We start from the raw sequence: 18,775 nt of genomic DNA on the forward strand, positions 1-18,775 counted from the left end.
GGCGCCGGCGGGGGAAATGCACAACGAAAAAGCCCCCGGCGCGGCTGCGTCCGGGGGCTCGATTTCAGGCGGGCGGCGAAGATCAGATCTTCACCGGCTCCATCTTGGGGCTCAGCAGGTGCACGACCAGCAGGGCCAGGAGGTAGGCGGTGCCGGCGACCACGAAGATCGGGGTGTAGGTGCCGATGTCCTCCAGCACCTTGCCGATGTACTTGGAGAACACCATGCCGCCCAGCGCGCCCAGCATGCCGCCGATGCCGACCACCGAGCCGACGGCGGCGCGGGGGAAGACGTCCGAGGGCAGGGTGTAGAGGTTGGCCGAGAAGCCCTGGTGGGCCGCGGTCGCCACGCCGATGATCAGCACGGCCAGCCAGACGTTGCTGGCGAACGAGGCGAACATCACCGGCACGGCCAGCAGGGCGCAGACCAGCATGGTCGTCTTGCGGGCGGCGTTGATGCTCCAGCCGCGCTTCATCAGGTTCGACGACAGCCAGCCGCCGCCGACGCTGCCGACGTCGCTCAGCAGATAGATGGCGATCAGCGGCGGGCCGAAGGTCTTCAGGTCCAGGCCGTAGCGCTTGCCCAGGAAGTCGGGCAGCCAGAACAGGAACATCCACCAGATCGGGTCGATCAGGAACTTGCCGATCGAATAGGCCCAGGTCTCGCGCTTGGTCAGCAGCTTGGCCCAGCCGATCTTCTCGACCGGGTCGGCCGGATCCTGCTCGATGTGGGCCAGCTCGGCCGCGCCCAGCTTCTTGTGCTCGCGCGGGCGGCGGTAGACCAGGAGCCAGATCGGCAGCCAGATCAGGCCGGCGACGCCGGTGACGATGAAGGCCATCTGCCAGCCGAAGGCCAGGGTGATGCCCGGCACCACGAGGGGCGTCACGATGGCGCCGATGTTGGTGCCGGCGTTGAAGATGCCGGTGGCGAAGGCGCGTTCCTTCTTGGGGAACCACTCGGCCACGGCCTTGATGCCGCCCGGGAAGCCGCCGGCCTCGCCGATGCCTAAGCCCATGCGGGCGAAGATGAAGCCCGACAGGCCGCGCGCGCCGGCGTGGGCGATGTGGGCGACCTGCCAGATGGCGAAGGCGATGCCGAAGCCCCAGCGGGCCCCGATCTTGTCCATGATCTTGCCCCACGCCAGGTAGGCGATGGCGTAGGAAAGCTGGAAGTAGAAGACGAGATCGGCGTAGTCGCCCTCGCTCCAGCCGAACTCCTTGGAGAGGTTTGGCTTGAGCAGGCCGATGGTCTGCCGGTCCACATAGTTGATGACCATCGCCGCGAACAGCAGGCTGACGATCACCCAGCGATAGCGCCCGATCTTTTCAGACGGCGCAGGGGCCGCGGATACGTCCATGGACTTCGTCTTCCTTACCCTAGTCTTTGTTTTTGGTTCGTTATTGCGCGGCGGTCCGCCGTCAGGCGGGGACCGCCCTGCAGCGGACCTCGCCCAGCGGGCCGAAGCTTATGGTCGACTCGTCGCCGGCGGCCACATCGTGGATGCCGGTGCTGGCGCCGGTGGTGACGATCATGCCCTTCTTCAGCGGGCGGCCGCGCGAGGCGACGTGACCCAGCAGGAAGGCCAGGGCCGCCAGGGGCGAGCCGGGGATCGAGGTCGCGCCGCCCTTGCCGACGCTGGCGCCGTTGACGAAGGTCTCGGCCGGCATGGCTTCCCAGCCGATCTCGCGCCAGTTCTCGATGACCGGGCCCAGGATCTGGCCGTCGTTGTTGCCGAAGTCGGAGACGACGATGGGCGGGCCCAGCTCGTTGATGGTCTTCAGAGGGCTGCCGGCGATCTCGACGCCCAGGATCAGCTCGCCGACATAGTCGGCGGCTTCTTCGGCCGTCCACTCGGTCTTGCCCTCGGGGGCGTCCTTGGACAGGCGGATGATGAATTCGGCCTCGACGGCGCAGAAACCGCCGGAAATGGCGCGGAACGGGGTCGGCTCGGCGCCGGCATCCCAGACGTTCTTCGCAAAGATGCAGCCGGCCAGGCGATCGACGCCCAGGCGCTCGCGGTGCTGCGGGGGAACCAGGCCCACCTTCCAGCCGACCAGCTCGTCGGGCCACAGGTCGATGGCGATGTCCTGCACCGCGTAGCCGTCGGCCATCGACTGGGGCAGGGCGCCGCCGGGATAGCCGGGAACCGAAACGCCCTTCTGGCGGGCTTCGACGAATTGGGGGGCGATCGACGCCGGTGCGAATAGGTCGCTTTGCGCCTCAGAAACGGTCACGCCGCGTAGCCTCCCTGGATTTACTCATGGCTGGCCCGTTCGTCGGACCTGCGCTGTCTCTAATGGAAACCGGTGTCATTGACAATTGGTCCACTGAAACACGTCACGGCGCGGAGGGGAACCGTTCATGCGCTCGAAGACTCTTGTTTTCAGAGAGGGATCGGGAAGATGGCCCAGCCGCAACTGACCGAATATCGCCGCAAGCGAGACTTCAGGAAGACCGCCGAGCCCAGCGGCGAGCGCGCCGTGGCGGCCGCGCCGCATCCGCGATTCGTCATCCAGAAACATGACGCCACCCGCCTGCACTACGACTTTCGGCTGGAGGTCGACGGCGTCCTGAAGTCGTGGGCGGTGACCCGCGGCCCGTCGCTGGATCCGGCCGACAAGCGTCTGGCGGTCGAGGTCGAGGACCATCCGCTCGACTACGGCGACTTCGAGGGGGTGATCCCCAAGGGCCAGTACGGCGGCGGCACGGTGCAGCTGTGGGACCGGGGCTACTGGGCGCCCGAGCCCGGGTTCGAGGACATCGGCAAGGCGCTGAAGAAGGGCGAGCTGAAATTCGTGCTGGAGGGCGAGCGCCTGCACGGCGGCTGGGTGCTGGTGCGGATGAAGCACGACCGCGAGGCCAAGGGGGGAAAGGCCAGGCGCGCCAACTGGCTGCTCATCAAGCACCAGGACGAGGCGGCCAAGCCGGGAAAAGGCGAGGCCGTCCTGAAGGAGGACCGCTCGATCGCCTCGGGTCGCGCCATGGCCGACATCGCGGCCGGCAAGGGCAGGGCGCCCAGGCCTTTCATCCTGAAGTCCGGAGGCAAGGCCGACGCGGTCTGGAAATCGCGGGCCAAGGCCGCCGAGGCCCGCAGCTTCGCGCCGACCCAGAAAGCCAAGGCGGCCAGCGCCGTCGCCATGCCGCGCTTCGTCGAGCCGCAGCTTTGCAAGTCGGTGGAGCGCCCGCCGCAGGGCGAGGGCTGGGCTCACGAGATCAAGTTCGACGGCTATCGCCTGCAACTGCGCGTCGAGGACGGCCGCGCGGTCTTGCGCACCCGCAAGGGCCTGGACTGGACCGACCGGTTCGCTGGGATCGCCGACGCCGCCGATCTGCCCGACGCGATCGTCGATGGCGAGGCGGTGGTGCTGGACGAGGCCGGCCAGCCCGACTTCGCGGCCCTGCAGGCGGCGCTGGCCGAGGGAGGCGAGGACGAGATCATCTTCTTCGCCTTCGACCTGTTGTTCGAAGGCCGCGAGGATCTGCGCGGCCTGCCGCTGCGCGAGCGCAAGGCGCGACTGAAGGCGCTGCTGGGAAAGGACGAACCGCGCCTGCGCTATGTCGACCATTTCGAGACGGCGGGCGATGCGGTGCTGCTGTCGGCCTGCAGGCTGGAGCTGGAAGGGATCATTTCCAAGCGCCTGGATGCGCCTTATCGCTCGGGTCGCAGCGAAACCTGGACCAAGGCCAAGTGCCGCGCGGGCCACGAGGTGGTCATCGGCGGCTGGACGACGACGGGCAGCGCCTTCCGCTCGCTGATCGCCGGGGTGATGCGCGACGGCCAACTCGTGCATGTGGGCCGCATCGGCACGGGCTTTGGCAAGGACAAGGTCGCAAGGCTGCTGCCGAAGCTGAAGGCGCTGGAAACCGACCGCTCGCCGTTCCAGGGCAAGGGTGCGCCGCGTGACGCGGCCAACATCCATTGGGTGAAGCCAAGGCTGGTGGCCGAGATCGAGTATGCGGGCTTCACCGGCGAGGGCGCGATCCGCCAGGCCGCCTTCAAGGGCCTGCGCGAGGACAAGCCGGCGTCCGAGGTCGAGGCCGACGCCATGCCGGCGACCAAGGCCGAACTGGCCGAGCCCAAGCCGAAGGCGACCGCGAAGTCCGACAGCGTCGTGCTGGGCGTTCCGATCTCAAAGCCCGACAAGCCGCTGTGGCCAGACGCCGGCGACGGCGAGCCGGTGACCAAGCTCGATCTGGCCCGCTACTACGAGGCGGTCGGCGAATGGATGCTGCCGCATGTCCAGGGACGGCCCGCCTCGGTGGTCCGCGTGCCCGACGGGATCGACGGCGAAACCTTCTTCCAGCGCCACGCCATGCGCGGGATGTCGTCGCTGATCGAGACCGTGAAGGTGTCGGGTGACCGCCAGCCCTACATCCGCTTCGACCGCGTCGAGGCCCTGGTCGCGGCGGCCCAGATCGCCGCGGTGGAGATCCATCCGTGGAACTGCCGGCCCAACGACACCGAAGCCGCCGGCCGGCTGGTCTTCGACCTCGACCCGGCGCTGGAGGTGACGTTCGACGACGTGATCGCCGCGGCGCGCGACATACGCGACCGGCTGGAGGAACTGGGCCTGACCAGCTTCTGCAAGACCACCGGCGGCAAGGGGCTGCATGTGGTCACGCCGCTGTCGGACAAGGTCGCCTGGGATCAGGCCAAGGCCTTCGCCCGCGAGGTCTGCGCCCGCATGGCCGCCGACGAGCCCGACCGCTACCTGATCGCCATGAGCAAGAAGGCCAGGGCGGGCCGGATCTTTCTCGACTATCTGCGCAACGACCGCACCAGCACGGCGGTCGCTCCGCTGTCGGCGCGGGCGCGTCCGGGCGCGACGGTGTCGATGCCGCTGAACTGGACGCAGGTGAGGGCGGGCCTGGATCCGGCGCGGTTCACGATCCGCACCGCGCCCGACCTGATCGCCAGGAGCACGGCGTGGGCCGACTATGCGGAGGCGGCCAAGCCGTTGAAGGCGGCGATCAAGCGGCTGGGGTAAGGGGTTGCCCCATGCCCCCGCATCGTGACACCACCATCGGGTGACGATCGCGACGACCAGGGACGAAGGACGCTACACCGCCCTGGACGGGCTGCGCGGCGTCGCGGCGTTGGGCGTGCTGCTCTACCACATCGCCGACTGGTCGGGTCGGCGCGGGCACTTCGGCCACGGCTATCTGGCGGTCGACTTCTTCTTCTGCCTCAGCGGCTTCGTGCTGGCCCACGCCTTCGAGCAGCGCCGCATGGGGTTCGGCAAGTACCTGGTCGCCCGCTGGGTGCGGGTCTGGCCGATGCTGGCCATCGCCACGGTCGCCGGCGCGCTCTTGACCGGCAAGGGCGACGCCGAGACCTGGATCGACTTCGCCAAGGGCCTGCTGCTGATCCCCAAGTTCGCGCCGATGGAGGCGGGGACCTTTCCGTCGCTGTTCCCCTTCAATCCCCTGGCCTGGTCGCTGTGCCTGGAGGTGCTGGTCAGCCTGGCCTGGTTCCCGGTGCGGCGCGCGCCCGACACGGCGGTGGTGATGTTCGTACTGCTGGCCGGCGCGGCCCTGCTGTTCGTGGCGCTGGGCATGGGCGGGCTGCAGACCGGCTGGGACCAGGCGACCTTCGGCCTGGGCGTGCTGCGCGCGGCCTATCCGTTCGCCATCGGCTGGATGTGCTGGCGCTATCGGGCCAGCTTTGCCGCCCGCAAGACCTGGCTGCCGGCGGCGCTGCTGCTGATCGTGCTGGTGCTGCCGGTCTGGCCGACGCGGATCGCCAACGGCCTCTACGATTTCGCCTGCACCACCTTGCTGTTCCCGGCCCTGGTGCTGATGGGCGCCTACGATCCCGGCGGTCGGCTGGCCAAGCTGTGCGAGCGGCTGGGTGGGGTGTCCTACCCCCTCTACGCCCTGCACTGGGCCTTCTGGTACCTGATGATCTCGATCTATCCCGACGGCTGGAAGCGCGACCTGCCGCTGTGGTTCTGCGTCCTGGCCTTCTTCGTGCTGCCGACCGCCTCCTGGGCGGCCTGGCGCTGGGTGGAAACCCCGCTGCGCAACCGTCTCAAGCGACTGACCGGAACCTGAGGCGAGAAAATCGTCGCCCGCTGGTGTGCATCCGGCGAGGATGTGCGTCATGCACTCCGGGAAAGCTGTCGAGACGGACCGTGCGGGCCAAGAGTGAACAGGACCTGGGGAGCTTGGATCGGCGCTATCGGCCAGCGCTGATGGCGTTCTTCATGCGCCGCGCCGCCAGCCACAGCGACGCCGAGGACATGACCCAGGAACTGTTCGCCAAGCTGGCCCTGAGCGACGGCGAGCGGACGATGGACAACGCCGACGCCTACATCTTCCAGATGGCCGCCAACCTGCTGCGCGACCGGGCGCGGCGCGAGCGCGTGCGGTCCAGCTACAGCGCGGCGATCCGCGCCGAGCCGCTGGATCTGGAGCCCCTGGATCCCGCGCGCGTGCTGATGGGGCGCGAGCGTCTTGGCGAGGTGTCCGACGCCCTGCGCGAACTGCCCGAGCGCACCCGGGCCATCTTCCTGCTGTTTAGGCTGGAAGGCATGAAGCAGGCCGAGCTGGCCGAACTGTACGGCATGACCACCAGCGGCGTGCAGAAGCATATCCTCAAGGCCATGGGCCACCTGACCAAGCGTACGAGGGCCGGGGAATGAGCGGGCCCGACATGAGCAATCCGGCCGCCGAGGAAGCGCTGGACGCGGCTGCCGCCTGGTGCGTGCGGCTGGCCGAAGGCGAGCTGTCGCTGGTCGAGCAGCGCGAGCTGGAAGCCTGGTTCGCCGCCGATCCGCAGCATCGCGAACTGCTGGACGACGCCGTCTCGGCATGGCGGGCGGTGGACGAGCAGGCGATGAGCCCCGGCATGGTCGCCCTGCGCGGCGAGGCGCTGGAAGACCTGCGCCGGGCCCAGCGGGCGCGGTGGTCGCGCAAGCCGGGACGCCGCGCGGTGATCGGCGGCGCTGTCGCCGCCTGCCTCGTGGCGGCCCTGGCCGGCGGCGGTCTTGCCTGGCGCGCCAGCCTGCCGGACGTCTATCGCACCACCGAGGGCGAGCGTCGCATCGTCGAGCTGCCCGACGGGTCGCGCGCGTCGTTGGACGCGGCCACCGTGCTGCGCGTGCGCTACGACGGCGGTAGGCGCAGGCTGTGGCTGGACGAAGGGCGCGCCAAGTTCTCGGTGGCCAAGGACCCGCTGCGGCCGTTCTCGGTGGCGGCCGACGGCAAGCTGGTGGTCGCCACCGGCACGACGTTCAGCGTCGAGCGCCTGCCGGGCCAGATGCGCGTGGTGCTCTATGAGGGCCACGTCGCCGTGCTGGACGGGGAGGGCGGTCGCGGCCGTCCGCCGCCGTCGCTGAAGGTCGACGGCGCGCCGGCCGAACGCCTGCTGACGCCCGACCATGAACTGGTCGCCTCGACGACCTCGGACGCCACCGTGGTGTCGGCCACCGACCCCTCGCGCGCGGCCTCGTGGGAGAGCGGCCAGCTGGTGTTCCAGGACGAACCCATGGACCTCGCCGTCGAGCGGGTGAACCGCTACGCTCGCGAGAAGCTGCGGATCGCCGATCCTGCGGTGGGCCGGCTGAAGATCAGCGGCGTCTTCACCTCGGGCGACACCCGGGCCTTCATCGACGGCGTCACGGCCGTGCTGCCGGTGCGGGCCGAGCCGTCTTCGGGCGAGACGGTGCTGCGGATCGCCAGGGGGCAAAGTGACGGCGGACAAAAAAAGATCAGCGGCGCTGGTGAGTCTTCCGCCGACTGAGGCGTCTCACTGACCAAAGCGCCGCCAAAGAACAATGATCGGCGCGAGGGAGGGAAGTGATGCGCAAGAGCTTCGACCGCCGCCTCGTCTGGGGCTCCACCACCGCCGCCGCCGTCCTGGCGGCCCTGATCGCGCCGACCGCCGGCTACGCCCAGGCGCGGGCGACCTACAGCTTCGACATTCCGGCCCAGGACCTGGGCGGCGCCCTGCGGGCCTTTGGCCGCGTGTCGGGCCAGCAGCTGGCCTTCGACGAGACCCAGCTGCGCGGCAAGCGCAGTGCCGGCCTGAAGGGCGGCTATTCGGCCGAAGAGGGCCTCAAGCGCCTGTTGGCTGGTTCCGACATGGTGGCCCAGCCCACCGCCAGCGGCGTCTACGCCATCCGCGGCCGCAGCCTGCTGGTCGCCGCCAGCGCCACGGCCCAGGCCGCCCCGGCCGTCGCGGCCGAGCCTCCGGCCCAGCCCGAAGCGCCGGCCGAGGTCGAAGAGGTCATCGTCGTCGGCACCCCCGGCGGCGCGGGCATCGACAAGCTGTCGGCCAGCTTCGCGGTCAGCACCGTCAACGCCGCCGACATCACCAAGGCCTCGCCCAAGTCGAGCGCCGAGCTCCTGGCCCTGGTGCCGGGCGTCTGGGTGGAGACCTCGGGCGGCGTGGCCGGCGCCAACGTCTTCGTGCGCGGCTTTCCCGCCACCGGCGACGCCGAGTTCCTGACCATCCAGCTGCAGGGCGCGCCGATCTATCCGCCGTCGACCCTGTCGTTCCTCGAGAACTCGTCGATCTTCCGCGTCGACGAGACGATCTCGCGGATGGAGGCCCTGCGCGGCGGTCCCAACCCGATCTTCTCCAATGGCCAGCCGGGCCTGACGACCAACTTCATGCTCAAGGAGGGCGGCGAGGAGACCAAGGGCCTGGTGAAGGCCTCGACCTCCGACTACGGCCTGCGCCGCATCGACGGCGTGGTCAGCGGCAAGCTGGCCGACGACCTGTTCTTCATGGTGGGCGGCTACGTCGCCCGCTCACCGGGCGTTCGCGACACCCAGTTCGACAGCGAGAAGGGCCAGCAGTTCACGGTGAACCTCACCAAGAAGCTGGAGAACGGCAAGATCAACCTCTACGCCCGCGCCACCGACGACCACGGCGCCTGGTACCTGCCGTTCGCCATCAACGTGCCCGGCGTCGACAAGGGGACCTACACCCAGATCGGCGAGCTTTCGCGCCACCAGACCCTGCAGGTCCACGCCGACGGGACCACCCGCAGCTTCGACCTGGCCGACGGGCGGGGCTGGAAGGGCTATGTCGCCGGCGGCAGCTTCGAGCACGAGTTCGGCGACGGCTGGACGGTGCGCGACCGCTTCAGCTTCACCAAGGGCGACGCCAACACCTACGGCCTGGTGCCCGACGGCGGAGCGGTGACGGCGGCCTCCGTGGCCGCGGTGACCGGCTCGGCCGTGACCACGCGCGGCGGCGCGACCCTGGGCTCGGGCGCCTACGTCCAGAACTGGGGCGCCTGGATCGTCGAGAAGCAGATCGAGGCGCTGACCAACGACTTCAGCGTCTCCAAGACCCTCGGAACCCACGAGCTCTCGGCCGGCTACTACGCCTCCAGCTTCTCGTCGGACGACTTCTGGACCATCGGCAACTTCCGCCCGATGCAGGTGAAGGCCAACGGCGACTACCTGGCCGCCAGCGTCACCTGCGCCAACCTGGCGACGGCGGGCAGCGGTTCGGGGTGCTGGAACTACGGCCTGGTCTCGGCCGGCGACGGGCGGGTGGACGCGCTGTACCTTGCTGACGCCTGGCAGGCCACGGAAGCTCTTCGCATCGACCTGGGCGTGCGCCGCGAGCGCTTCAAGACCGACTACGTGGTCGACGACGGCAACGGCTATCCCGACGGCCTTGCCATCCGCACCACCGACTACAGCCAGAGCAAGACCTCGTACACGGTGGGCGCAAACTACGACCTCAACGACGTCTCGGGCGTCTTCGTGCGCTATTCGCGGGGCTACAAGTTCCCCAGTTTCGACAACTTCCGCGAAAACCTGACCGACACCCTGAAGGTCGACCAGTACGAGCTGGGCTACAAGCTGCGCAGCGGGCCGTTCGAACTGTACGCCACCGGCTTCGCCAACGAGTTCAAGGGCGCCAAGTTCGCCGACGTCGGCGGCATCCAGGAAAGCAACACCAACAAGGCCCACGGCATCGAGCTCGACGGTCGCTGGCGGTCGGACTTCGGCCTGTCGCTGGCGCTGAACGGCACCTTCCAGAAGACCGAGATCAAGCAGTCCTCGATCCCGGCCAACGCGGGCAACAGCGCCCAGCGCCAGCCTGATTGGCAGATCCGCTTCACGCCCAGCTGGGACGTGCAGCTGGGCGCGGTCGACGCCACCTTCTACGGCACGCTCAGCGCCGTGGACGACCGCTATGGCGACAACGCCAACACCCAGGTGCTGAAGGGCTACGAGAAGCTCGATCTCGGCGCGATCTTCCGGGTCGGCCAGTTCGACGTGCAGATCGCCGGCGACAATCTCACCGACAGCCACGGCCTGACGGAAGGTGATCCGCGTTCGACCAGCGGCGCCAACGCCCGGCCGATCCTGGGCCGCTCGGTGCGCCTGAGCGTCGGCTACAACTTCTGAGGCCTTCGCGGGTTCTGTCCTGCAACGGTTCCTGCGCGCGGGCCGGCTTTCCTCCCTGCCGGTCCGCGTCCTTTTTTCTGTCGTGAGGCCCCGAATGATCCGCGCTCGCCTGCTCGCCGTCGTTTCCGCAGCGGCCTGGACGGTCCTTGCGCCGTTCGCCATGGCCCAGGCGCCGGCGGCGGAAATCGCAACGCCCGCGGACACCTACCAGGAGCTCTTCCACCAGGTGCAGATCCGGCGGCTGTTTCCCGACGGCAAGACCTTCGTGGACGCCACGCCCAGGCGCGACCCGGCCGCGATCCTCAAGGATTATCGCGCCCATGCCCGCTTCACCGACGCCGAGCTGAAGCGCTTCGTGCGCGCCAACTTCGTCGTGCCCGAGGCCGGCGCGGCTCCCGCGCCCAGCGCCGAGCGCACCACGCTGAAGGCTCACGTCGCGCAGCTGTGGCCGCACCTGACCCGCGATCCGGTCAAGCCGGTGGCTGGCGGTTCGGCCCTGGCGATGGACAAGCCCTTCGTCGTGCCCGGCGGCCGCTTTCGCGAGATCTACTACTGGGACAGCTACTTCACGATGCTGGGCCTGAAGCTCGACGGCAGGGCGGACCTGGTCGAGAGCATGATCGACGACTTCGGCGGCCTGATCGACGCTTACGGCCACATCCCCAACGGCGCGCGCACCTACTATCTCAGCCGCTCGCAGCCGCCGTTCTTCTACGCCATGGTCGGCCTTTCCGAAGCGAGCGACCCGGCGGTGGTCAAGGCGCGCGTCGACCTGATGCGGCGCGAGCACGCCTTCTGGATGGACGGCGAGAAGACGCTGGCCCCCGGCAAGGCCTATCGCCGTGTCGTCGCCCTGCCGGGCGGGGCGGTGCTGAACCGCTACTACGACGACCGCGTCACGCCGCGCGACGAATCCTACCGCGAGGATCTGGAGACCGCCCGCGAGGCTTCCCTGGCCACGGGCCGTCCGCCGGCCGAGGTGTTCCGCGACCTGCGGGCCGGGGCCGAGAGCGGCTGGGACTTCTCCTCGCGCTGGATGGCCGATGGCGAGCACCTGAAGACCATCCGCACCACGGCGATCGTTCCCGTCGACCTCAACGCCCTGATGTACGGCCTGGAAGGCGCCATCTCGACCGGCTGCGCCCGCATCGCCGACGCGGCCTGCGTCGCCGAGTTCGACGCCCGCGCCAAGGCGCGCAAGGCGGCGATGGACGCGGTGTTGTGGGACGCCTCGCGCGGGGTCTATCTCGACTGGCTCTGGACCGGCGGCGAGCGGATCGACGCCCTGAGCGCCGCCACCCTCTATCCGCTGTTCGTCGGGGCGGCCTCGCCGGAGCAGGCCAAGGCGGTGGCGAGCGCGACGCGCGCGCAACTGCTGGCGTCCGGCGGCCTGCGCACCACCACGCGCCGCACCGGCCAGCAGTGGGACACGCCCAACGGCTGGGCCCCGCTGCAGTGGGTCGCGGTCGCGGGCCTGCGTCGTTACGGCGAAAGCGCGCTGGCCGCCGAGGTCTCCAGCCGCTGGCTGGCGACGGTCGAGCGGGAGTACCGCGCCAGCGGCAAGATGCTGGAAAAGTACGACGTCGAGGAAGCCAAGGCCGGCGGGGGCGGGGAGTACCCGTTGCAAGACGGCTTCGGTTGGACCAACGGCGTGACGCGGGCGCTGCAGGAGAGCGGGAACTAGAGCTCCGGCTCGTCCCCGCCCAGGCGCTCGATCTCGGCGACCAGGCCGTCGATGTCGAGGATGGTCAGGGTGCGGCCCTGCTTGGCGATCAGGTTGCGGGTCTCCAGGCGGTTCAGTTCCCGGGTCACGGCCTCGCGCTGGGCGCCGGCCAGGACGGCGATCTCGGCGTGGGTGGGCGCGCGGGCCAGCACCGCGCGGTTGTCCTCGATGCCGACGTCGGTGGCCAGGCGAAGCAGTTCCATCTGCACGCGGCAGGGGGCCGAGACGGCGTTCAGTTCGAAGACTCGGCTGCTGAGCGCCCGCACCATGGCCGCCAGGTCCTCCATCACCGCGCGGGTGAAGTTGGGCGAGCCGGCCATCAGCTCGGCCACCAGCGGCTCGGGCAGGCGCCCGACGACGGCTTCGGTCAGGGCCGTGACGTTGGCCGAGCGGGGCAGGCGGTCGATGGCGGCGATCTCGCCGAAATAGGAGCCCGGCTGCAGGCGGCGATAGCCGACCTCGCGGCCCGAGCGCGCATACTGGTTCACCAGCAGCAGGCCCTGCACGACGACGTAGATCGCGCCGCCAGGATCATGCCGCTGCACCAGCCGCGCGCCGCGGCGAACGGTCAGGATCTCGATGCGCGAGACCAGCGCCTCGACCTCGGCCGGGGCCATGTGGCGCAGCAGGCGGCAGCCGGCGAGGGCCTGCAGGCGGGAGGCCTGATCGCCGAAGCCCGCCGCATTCGAAGCGCCAGCGGTGGCGGCGTTCGCGGAAGAGTCCATAATCGCCGCTCCTGAGTTCGCGTACGGGGAGAGTCGAGGGGGCAATGGGGGACTTAAACTACAAGGCCTTCATCAGCTACAGCCATGGCGACGGCAAGCTGGTCGACTGGCTGCACAAGCGTTTGGAAGCCTATCGCCCGCCCAGGGGCGTGGGGCCGGCGGACGCGCGTCCGTTGCGTCCGATTTTCCGCGATCGCGCCGAGCTGTCGGCCGCCGCCGACCTGGGCGGGGCGATTCGCGAGGCCCTGGACCGCTCGGAGCACCTGATCGTCGTCTGTTCCGAGGCGTCGCGGCGCTCCAAGTGGGTCGGCGAAGAGATCCGCCACTTCCTGTCGACCCATGGTCCCCAGCGGGTGATCTGCGTGCTGGTCGACGCGCCGGAAGGCGCCGGCGAGGTCATCGACTGCCTGCCGCCGGTGCTGCGCGAGGCGTTCCCGCCCGGCGGCGAGCCGCTGGCGGCGGACCTGCGTCCGGGCGGGGACGGCCGCCGGCTGGCGTTCCTGAAGGTGGCCGCCACGCTGCTGGGCGTGCGGCTGGACAACCTGATCCAGCGCGACGCCCGCCGGCGCTCGCGCTGGATGGCCGCGACCACGGCCGGTGCGGTCGGCGTCGCCGTCGTCACCGGCGCGCTGGCCGTGGTGGCCTTCGACGCCCGCCGCGAGGCCGAAGCCCAGCGCGCCGAGGCCGAGGATCTGGTCGCCTACATGCTGGGCGACCTGCGCAAGAAGCTGGAGCCCGTCGGGCGGCTGGACGTGCTCGACGGCGTCGGCGCCCGGGCCCTGGCGCACTACGCCCACATCGACGCCCGCGACCTGGACGACGAGGACCTGTCGCAGCAGGCCAAGGCCCAGACCCTGCTGGGCGAGATTCGCGACAAGCGCGGCGACCTGAAGGGCGCCCGTCAGGCCTTCTCGCAGGCGGCCCTGACGTCCGAGGCGCTGTCGAACCGCAATCCGCAGGACGGCAAGCGTCTCTACGACCACGCCCAGAACGTGTTCTGGCTGGCCTATGTCGACTGGCGCCTGGCGCGTACGGCCGACGCCGAGGCGGGCTTCCGGCGCTACGGCGAGCTGGCCGAGCGCCTGACCAAGCTGGATCCCGGCAACATCGACTGGCGGATGGAGGTCGCCTACGCCCGCAGCAACCTTGGAACCCTGCTGCTGGATGAAGGACGCTCGCGCGACGCGCTGGAGGCCTTCGAGGGCGCCCAGACCCGCTTCGAGGCGGTGGTCAAGGCGTCGCCCGACGCGATCCAGCCGGTGAAGGACCTGGCCGACTCCCACGCCTGGCTTTCCGACACCCACTATCGTCTCGGCGAGATGCGCTACGCCTACGAGCAGCGGGTCAAGGCCCAGGCCCTGATGAGCGGGCTGCTGAAGAAGGATCCCGAGAACCGGCCTATGGCCGCCAAGCTCTATGCCGGTCAGTTGGGCCTGGCGCGGCGCGCCCTCGACCTGGGGCGCGTGGATGAGGCCCGCCGCCTCGTCGACGGGGCTCGGCGCGGCTTCCGCGAGCTGACCGCTCTGGATCCCGAGAACGCCACCTGGCTGGACTACGCGGCCAATGTGGAGCTCGACGCCTTCGATGTCGCCTTCGCCGCCGGCGATCTGACGACCGCCCGCGCGGTTCACGCCGAGGCGACGCGCAGGATCGAGCGGTTGCGGGCCCTGAACCCCGAAGTCTATGCCTGGATGTCGCGGCTCAGCGGAAAGCTGCGGGTGCAGGCGATCCGCCTGGCCGAAGTCGACGGCAAGCCGGAGGCCGCCAGGGCCGCGGCGCGCGAGATCGAGCAATCGCTCGCGGGCCGGACGGGCAAGAAGGGCGACGCTGAACTGGAGGCCTGGCTGCTGGGCGTGGCGCACATCGCGCAAGGCAGGACGGCCGACGCGGTCAGCCTGCTGGGGCCGCGTCGCGAGACCCTTTCGCCCGAGGCGCTGTACGTGCTGGCGCGGGCTCTGCATAGCCAGGGAAGAATTTCCGAGGCCTCGGCCATAGTGAACAAACTTCGTTTACACGGTTATGCGAGACCCGACTTCGTTGCGTTTTCACGCGATTCATCTCTAGGTTAACTCGCCTATTGGGGGAATTTTCCATGCTCAGCCACAGTGGCACGAATCCGGAACCGGATCTGGTCATCGACATCATCGTCGGCTTCGACGGCAACCTCAGCTTCATGGATCTGGCGCCGAACCCGCCGGAACCGCTCGACCTGGACCTGAAGCAGCGCTGCGTGCTGCAGTTCCGTCTCAGCGACGACCTGCTGTCGAAGGGCTGGGGCTTCCAGCCGACCCCGATCTCGTTCGAGAACGACTGGGGCCAGAACTTCTCCAGCTACTACTGGACCAACTACACGCCCCCGGGCGCGGAAGAGCCGGTTCCGTACGCCCAGTTCAAGGTCGTCTACGAATGCAAGCGCATGGGCATCTTCGTCTACAGCCTGTTCATGCATGACGCGCTCGGCCAGGCGATCGACCTGGACCCGCTGATCGAAAACGGCGTCGGCCGCTAAGCTGGGCGCCGAGGCGTCTTTCGACGAGCTCGCCGCGCTGCTTCGGCGCGGCGAGCACCTTTCCGCCTACGATCTGGCGCGTCGCGCGCTCGACGAGGACGGACACTCCCTGACATTGGCCCATGCGGCCGTGCTTTCCCTGGCTCGCGCCGGCGCGACGGATTTCGCCCGCACCGAGTTCGTGCGGCTGGGCCTGGCCGTTTCCGACGATCCCGAAGCCCTGTCTCTGGGCGGACGCCTCCTGAAGGACGTCGCCTTGAGCGCCGAAGGCGCCCGGCGGCGGGCGTTCGCGCGCGCCTCGGCCCGCGCCTATGTCGCCGCGGCCGCGAGCGGCGGCGGGCGCTATGGACTGGTCAACGCCGCCACCATGAGCCTGCTGGCGGGCGATATGGGCCAGGCGAGCGAACTGGCGACGGGCGCCATCGATCTCGCCGGTCAGCCCGCGGGGCAGGGCGAGGCCGGGTACTTCGACCGCGCCAGCCGCGCCGAGGCGCTGTTCCTGCTGGGCCGCCAGCAGGCCGCCGCCGACATGCTGACCGCGGCGGTCGCGCAGGCGCCGGGCAGTCTTTCGGCCCATGCCTCGACGCTGCGCCAGCTTTCGATGATCGCCGCCGAGATCGGCGCGCCGACCTCGTGGCTCGAAATCCTGCGGCCGCCCGCGACGGCCCACTTCACCGGTCACATGTTCACCGCGCGCGAGCCCGGCGAGGAAGCCGCGCTCAAGGCGCGCATGGCGGATCTGGTGCGCGCCCAGAGGATCGGCTTCGGCTATGGCGGCCTGGCGGCCGGGGCCGACATCCTTTGGGCCGAGACCCTGCTGGCGGCGGGCGGCGAGCTTCACGTCGTCGCGCCGCTGGGGCTGGCCTCCTATGTCGAGACCTCGGTGCGGCCGTTCGGAGAGCGCTGGGTGGGGCGGTTCGAGGCCTGCCTGGCCAGGGCCGCTTCCGTGCGGTTCGCCGCGCGCGATCCCTATGCCGGAGACGACGAGGTCTTCGCCTATGCCAGCCGCTTCGCCATCGGCTGTGCGATCCTGCGGGCCGAGGGCCTGTCCACCCGGGCGGTCCAGGTCGCGGTCTGGGACGGGCGCTCGGCCGCCGGACCTGCCGGCGCGTCGGCCGACATCGCCTATTGGCGCGAGACCGGCCGTCCGCAGGCGATCCTTCCCTTCGAGCGTCCCGCGCCCGACGCGGCGCTCGCCGCCGCCTCGCCGGCGACGAGCGAGCGCGGGGTCAAGGCGATGCTGTTCATCGACGTGCGCGGCTTTGGCGCGCTGCACGACGCCCAGGTGCCGGCCTTCTTCGAGGTGATCATGGCGGGCATGGCCGAGGCGATCGCCGGGCTCTCCGCGCCGCCGGAGCACGTCGAGACCTGGGGCGACGGCGTCTTCCTGGTCTTCGACCAGCCGTCCGACGCGGCCGAGGCGGCGCTGGTGCTGCTCGAAACCCATCGCCGGCTGAACCTGAGGGCGCGCGGCCTGCCGCGCCACCTGGCCCTGCGGATCGGCGGCCACTACGGGCCGGTGCATCTGCGGGTGAACCCGATCACCGGCGCCCAGGCCGTGGTCGGCGCCCACGTGGTCGTCGCGGCGCGGATCGAGCCCGACGTCGCGCCCGGCGCGGCCTATGTCAGCGAGGCGATGGCGGGCATCCTGGCCACGCGCCACGCCGACCGTTTCCGCTGCGGCTATGTGGGCCGAACCTCGCCGCGCAAGAGCTTCCCGCCGGTCTCGATCTTCAATCTTTCCCGCCGCTGAAACGACCCCGCCTGACCCCTGTGACAAATTGCACAGCGGGGCTTTAGGGCTTGGGACATTCTGTCGCAGATCACGGGCGGCCGGGCCGCAAAGCCTCCAGAGCGGACGCCCAGCGATCAGGGACCCGAAGCCGTCCGCCATGACGGCTTCGGGTTTCCCACGGCCATTAGCGCGCGAGGAAGTCTTGGGGGGCTCTTCGCATGCGGGGCGGGGGCCGCTCGTGACGCTCGCGAGCGGCCCATCGCCGACCCCAGCGTGGAGTAGCGGCGTTGCGAAGCATCGAGGACCGACGGCTTGAGCCGCGGGGCTGGCGATGAACGGGCTTCTGCTCTTCGCCGGCGACGCCAGCGGCCGCTCCGCTCAATCGGGAAATCTGTTCGACCTGGGCCTGGCCGGCTGGCGCGACGTCGCCGCGCTCGGCCGCGTGGCAGGCGAGACCCGGACCGCGCTGCGCGCCTCGCGCCAGCGTCGCGACATCGTCGATTTTCTTGGCGAGGTGGTCGGTTCAGCCCTGGAGCCCCGTCGCGGCGGTCGCGCCGGCGAGGTCGGCGAACTGTGCGCCGAGGCCCAGCGGCTGATCGCGGCCTGGACCGACCTGGACGCGGTGCTGGAAGGGCAGGGGCTGGACCTGCAGCTGGGCATGGCCGCTTTCGCTCGCGATCTGGTTTCCTACGGCCGCGATGTGGCGCCGTCGCTCTATCGTCAATTGCTGGGCGGCGACCGAGCAGCGGCGCTGGATGCGCTGCGCCTGCAGGTTCGCATGCGCGCAGATCGCGCCACGGCCCTGGCGGCCGCCATGCGAGGCTTCGCCACGCGCGCCGGAGCCTTCGCGGCCGCCTTCGCCGCCTTCGAGCGCGATCCGGCGGTGCGGATCTCGCTGCGCGAGGCGCCCGAACTGTGCCTTGCCTACGACGACGAAGGCGCCGCGCACCTGGAGCCGGTCAAGGGCGGCGCCGCGCGCCAGTTCTGGCGCCTGCAACTCGATCCGGCCGTCGACGCCCATCGCCTGCGATCCGCCGCAGATCCGGCGCTGCATCTGCACATCTCCGCCGACGAGAAGCTCTGGACGCTGGCCAACGCCTCGACGCCGTTCGGTTTTCCGCTGGTCAGCGAGGGGCCGCCGCCCCGCGTGGACAGGGTGGCGGACCTGCCGGCCGGCGCGGATCTCTTCCGCATTCCCCCGCTCCAGGGGGCTGCGCTGGAGAACGTCGCCTTCCCGGGTCACGCGCTCGACGTGGCCGAGGTGCAGGCCGGCGCGTCGCTGCGTCTGTGGGAGAAGACCGGCCTGCCGTCCCAGCAGTGGGCGTTCAGTCCCGCGCCGCGCACGCGCCGCGAAATTGCCCTGCACGACCTCGTCGCCCCGGCCGCCGAACTGGCGACGACGGTGGCCGGGGTGCGGGGGCTGCGCGGCGACTGGAACGCGGTCCTCGACGACCTGGAGGCCGGGCTGGCGGTTCCCGAGGCGGTCTCGCCTGACCTCGAAGGCGTCATCGCCGAATGGGGACGGATGGCCGACGCGGCCGAGGCCGCCCTGGCGGAGTTCGAGGCGGAGGCCAAGGCCTTCGACACGGCGAGCTCATGAGCCCGTTTTCCATTCCGCCCGCGCCTGAACGGCTTCCGTCCGCGCCACGCCTGGCCGAGGCCCGGCGCCCGCCGTTGGACCGTTGCAGGCAGGCCGGCGAGCTCGT

At 70.2% G+C, this 18,775-nt stretch carries 13 protein-coding genes; 10 read left to right on the forward strand and 3 right to left on the reverse strand.

All coding sequences use genetic code 11. The features are described 5' to 3' along the window. Positions 1 to 82 precede the first annotated feature (82 nt). Positions 83 to 1,357 (reverse strand): MFS transporter, encoded by a 1,275-nt coding sequence (locus tag G5B46_RS14345; protein WP_165259643.1) that lies wholly within the window; start codon positions 1,355 to 1,357, stop codon positions 83 to 85. 61 nt (positions 1,358 to 1,418) lie between these two features. Continuing rightward, positions 1,419 to 2,234, reverse strand: a complete 816-nt coding sequence (locus tag G5B46_RS14350) for a fumarylacetoacetate hydrolase family protein (RefSeq protein ID WP_165259645.1) — start codon at positions 2,232 to 2,234, stop codon at positions 1,419 to 1,421. Between the two features lie 168 nt (positions 2,235 to 2,402). On the opposite strand from G5B46_RS14350, the gene ligD reads away from it, so the two are divergent. From ligD to treF, 6 genes are all read left to right on the forward strand, one after another. Then, a complete protein-coding gene (ligD, locus tag G5B46_RS14355; RefSeq protein WP_165259647.1) occupies positions 2,403 to 4,988 on the forward strand; it encodes a DNA ligase D in 2,586 nt (861 codons plus the stop codon). A 40-nt stretch (positions 4,989 to 5,028) separates the two neighbouring features. Then, on the forward strand, positions 5,029 to 6,054 hold the full coding sequence (locus tag G5B46_RS14360; protein ID WP_346764931.1) for an acyltransferase: 1,026 nt from the start codon (positions 5,029 to 5,031) through the stop codon (positions 6,052 to 6,054). Positions 6,055 to 6,134: 80 nt separating this feature from the next. Beyond that, the gene (locus G5B46_RS14365; protein WP_165259649.1) at positions 6,135 to 6,644 is read left to right on the forward strand and encodes a sigma-70 family RNA polymerase sigma factor; all 510 of its coding nucleotides are present in this window, start codon (positions 6,135 to 6,137) and stop codon (positions 6,642 to 6,644) included. Then, positions 6,641 to 7,744, forward strand: coding sequence for a FecR domain-containing protein (locus G5B46_RS14370; RefSeq protein ID WP_240903490.1), 1,104 nt, complete (start codon positions 6,641 to 6,643; stop codon positions 7,742 to 7,744). Before G5B46_RS14365 ends, G5B46_RS14370 begins: the two co-directional genes overlap by 4 nt. A 59-nt stretch (positions 7,745 to 7,803) precedes the next feature. After that, positions 7,804 to 10,377, forward strand: coding sequence for a TonB-dependent receptor (locus G5B46_RS14375; protein ID WP_165259651.1), 2,574 nt, complete (start codon positions 7,804 to 7,806; stop codon positions 10,375 to 10,377). 94 nt (positions 10,378 to 10,471) lie between these two features. Then, positions 10,472 to 12,061: an alpha,alpha-trehalase TreF gene (treF, locus tag G5B46_RS14380; RefSeq protein ID WP_165259653.1), complete on the forward strand. Its 1,590-nt coding sequence runs from the start codon at positions 10,472 to 10,474 to the stop codon at positions 12,059 to 12,061. Here the strand turns inward: treF and G5B46_RS14385 are convergent. Then, a complete protein-coding gene (locus G5B46_RS14385) occupies positions 12,058 to 12,825 on the reverse strand; it encodes a Crp/Fnr family transcriptional regulator (protein WP_240903491.1) in 768 nt (255 codons plus the stop codon). The genes treF and G5B46_RS14385 overlap by 4 nt on opposite strands. 44 nt (positions 12,826 to 12,869) lie before the next feature. On the opposite strand from G5B46_RS14385, the gene G5B46_RS14390 reads away from it, so the two are divergent. The 4 genes from G5B46_RS14390 (at position 12,870) to G5B46_RS14405 (ending at position 18,669) form a co-directional block, all read left to right on the forward strand. After that, positions 12,870 to 14,894 (forward strand): toll/interleukin-1 receptor domain-containing protein, encoded by a 2,025-nt coding sequence (locus G5B46_RS14390; protein WP_165259655.1) that lies wholly within the window; start codon positions 12,870 to 12,872, stop codon positions 14,892 to 14,894. A gap of 23 nt (positions 14,895 to 14,917) precedes the next feature. Further along, entirely contained in the window at positions 14,918 to 15,334 is a 417-nt protein-coding gene (locus G5B46_RS14395) for a hypothetical protein (protein ID WP_165259657.1), read from the forward strand. A 37-nt stretch (positions 15,335 to 15,371) separates the two neighbouring features. Beyond that, positions 15,372 to 17,087, forward strand: a complete 1,716-nt coding sequence (locus tag G5B46_RS14400) for a tetratricopeptide repeat-containing protein (protein ID WP_346764936.1) — start codon at positions 15,372 to 15,374, stop codon at positions 17,085 to 17,087. Between the two features lie 313 nt (positions 17,088 to 17,400). Beyond that, positions 17,401 to 18,669: a hypothetical protein gene (locus G5B46_RS14405; RefSeq protein ID WP_165259659.1), complete on the forward strand. Its 1,269-nt coding sequence runs from the start codon at positions 17,401 to 17,403 to the stop codon at positions 18,667 to 18,669. Positions 18,670 to 18,775: the final 106 nt, after the last annotated feature.

Origin of the sequence: Caulobacter sp. 602-2 (assembly GCF_011043625.1) — a bacterium.
Taxonomy (GTDB): Bacteria; Pseudomonadota; Alphaproteobacteria; order Caulobacterales; family Caulobacteraceae; genus Caulobacter.